2 protein-coding genes are annotated in these 3,054 nt (G+C 69.8%); one reads left to right on the forward strand and one right to left on the reverse strand.

The window, feature by feature from the left end; all coding sequences use genetic code 11:
• On the reverse strand, nucleotides 1-806 hold an 806-nt coding region (locus tag JF597_RS53740; protein WP_294014358.1), incomplete at its 3' end, for a glycosyltransferase.
• Between the two features lie 201 nt (nucleotides 807-1,007).
• Between JF597_RS53740 and JF597_RS53745 the strand changes: the two genes are divergently transcribed.
• Nucleotides 1,008-2,975: a ricin-type beta-trefoil lectin domain protein gene (locus JF597_RS53745; protein ID WP_294014356.1), complete on the forward strand. Its 1,968-nt coding sequence runs from the start codon at nucleotides 1,008-1,010 to the stop codon at nucleotides 2,973-2,975.
• Nucleotides 2,976-3,054: the final 79 nt, after the last annotated feature.

The raw sequence follows: 3,054 nt of genomic DNA on the forward strand, positions 1-3,054 counted from the left end.
TGCACGATCTCGGTGCTGACCCGGACGGGGTCGGGCACGGTCGCGCTGCCCAGGCCCACGAAGACCGGGGGCGGGCCGGCCTCGATGAAGTCCCGTAGATCGTCGGGGAGCGGCGCGTCGCCGTCGTACGGCCACCAGTAGCCCGCCACGTCGAGCCCGGACCGCCAGTCGCGAGGCCGGGCGACCACGCGCGGGCTGAATCCGTGCAGCACCGGCCAGCCCTGCCGTTCACGGGCGCGGAGTGCCGCGGCCGTGCCCATGGGAGGCAGGCCCAGCCGGGCCCGGACCGGTGGGAGGGCCGCGGCGAAGACCTGTTCCACCGCAAGGTTCAGGCCCACTCCGGCCATCCGGTTGGCGAGGGCGCCCCAGGAGCCGACGCCCAGCATGGGTGGTGCGAACTCCCTGGTGGCCGCGAGGGGTTGGAGGTTGAGACCCAGGCTGGGCAGTCTCAGGCCCGCGGCGATGGCGTGGCCCAGCGGGGCCACCGATCCGGAGAGCAGGAGCGCGTCACTCACCCGGGCGGCGGCCACCAGGTCGTCGGCCATCTCCACCGCCAGCGCCCGCGCCATCGCGACCACGCGCGCCAGCTTCCCCACACCGGTCGTACTGCGGTGCAGCGCCCGCCCGCGCGAGGACTCCAGCTCCGCCCGAGGATCGACCGGCAGGGCGTGGAAGCCGATCCCGGCCCGCGCCGCCAGCGGTTCGAAGCGGCCGTGGGTCACCAGGGTGACCTCGTGTCCGGCCCGCGCCAGGCCGTGCCCCAGACCGGTGAACGGGGCCACATCGCCCCGGGAGCCCGCTGTCATGATCGCTACCCGCACGACGGACAGTATGGCGCCGGGGGCTGCCGTCCCGCGCGAACGACCCGTGCACACCGGCCAGTTCACTCCTGTCACAGCCGTTGACTTCACCCTCGGGGGACTCTAGCTTCGGCGCGCATGGTGTTCGAATCGCCGATCCTTGTTCGACATCTCGACCGGATCGGTGCCCCCGCCAGAAGGAGCCGCATGTACCCCCCGCCGCGAAAGACCCCCAGAGGTCTCGCAGGACGTTGCAGAGCCGCCGCCGTCCGCGCTCTCGTCCTCGCCCTCACCGCCACCGCCGCGCTGCTCTTCGCCCAGCCGGCCCCCGCACAGGCCGCGACCACCCGGCAGACAGCGGTCCCTGCGGCGCCGATGGGCTGGGCCTCCTGGAACAGCTTCGCCGCGAAGATCGACTACTCCGTGATCAAGGCGCAGGTCGACGCGTTCGTCGCGTCCGGTCTTCCGGCGGCGGGATACAAGTACGTCAACATCGACGAGGGCTGGTGGCAGGGCACTCGCGACAGCGGCGGGAACATCACCGTCGACGAGTCCGAGTGGCCCGGCGGCATGAAGGCGATCGCCGACTACATCCACGGCAAGGGCCTCAAGGCGGGCATCTACACCGACGCGGGCAAGGACGGCTGCGGCTACTACTACCCGACGGGCCGCCCCGCCGCCCCCGGCTCCGGCAGCGAGGGCCACTACGACCAGGACATGCTCCAGTTCTCCCAGTGGGGCTTCGACTTCGTGAAGGTCGACTGGTGCGGTGGTGACGCGGAGGGACTCGACGCGAAGACGACGTACCAGTCGATCAGCGACGCGATCACCCGGGCCACCGCCACCACGGGCCGTCCGATGACCCTCTCGCTGTGCAACTGGGGCAGGCAGAACCCGTGGAACTGGGCCCCGGGACAGGGCGCGATGTGGCGGACCAACGACGACATCATCCTCTACGGCAACAAGCCGTCGATGACGAACCTGCTGACCAACTTCGACCGGAACCTGCACCCCACGGCCCAGCACACCGGCTACTACAACGACCCGGACATGCTGATGGTCGGCATGGACGGCTTCAGCGCCGCACAGAACCGCACCCACATGAACCTGTGGGCCGTCTCCGGAGCCCCGCTCCTGGCCGGCAACAACCTGGCCACCATGACCACCGAGACCGCGAACATCCTCAAGAACCCCGAGGTCATCGGCGTCGACCAGGACCCACGCGGCCTCCAGGGCGTCAAGGTCGCCGAGGACACCACAGGGCTTCAGGTCTACGGCAAGGTCCTGTCCGGCACCGGAAACCGTGCCGTCGTCCTCCTCAACCGCACCTCCTCCGCCCAGAACATCACCGTCCGCTGGTCCGACCTCGGTCTGACCAACGCCAACGCGACCGTTCGTGACCTGTGGGCGCGCTCCGACGTCGGCTCGTACGGCACGGGTTACACCACGAGTGTCCCGGCGGGCGGTTCGGTGATGCTCACGGTCACCGGCGGCACCGAGGCGGCGAGCAGCACGTACACAGGCGCCTCGAGCTTCACCGGCGTGGTCGCCGGAAACACCGGGATCAAGACCGTCGACGTCGCCTACACCAACAACACCTCGGCGGCCCGCACCGCGACCCTCAAGGTCAACGGCCAGGGCACGACCACGGTCTCCTTCCCGCCCACCGGCTCCTCCCAGGGCAGTGTCTCGGTCCAGGTCGGCCTGTCCAAGGGCTCCTCGAACACGCTGACCTTCACCGGCGCCCCCACCCTGGCCGACATCACGGTCCGCCCGCTGCCCGGCACGAACAGCACCCTCGCCGTCGGCACCCAGTCCGGCCGCTGCCTGGACATCTACGACAACACGATCACCAACGGCACCCAGGCCGAGCTGTGGGACTGCAACGGCGGCCAGAACCAGCAGTGGACGTACACCTCGCGCAAGGAACTCGTGGTGTACGGCAACAAGTGTCTGGACGCCTACAACCTCGGCACGACCAACGGCACCAAGGTCGTGATCTGGGACTGCAACGGCCAGAACAACCAGAAGTGGAACGTGAACAGCGACGGCACGATCACCAACGTCAACGCCGGTCTCTGCCTGGACGCCTACGGTGCGGGCACGGCCAACGGCACCCAGACGGTCCTGTGGTCGTGCGGCGGCCAGGCCAACCAGAAGTGGACGCTGAACTGATCTAGCCCTGCCGGGCGGCGGTCACCGCCGCGTCGACGGTCTGCTCCAGCAGCGTGGCGATGGTCATCGGACCGACCCC

Source organism: Streptomyces sp. (assembly GCF_019510245.1).
In the GTDB taxonomy this organism is placed as follows: domain Bacteria; phylum Actinomycetota; class Actinomycetes; order Streptomycetales; family Streptomycetaceae; genus Streptomyces.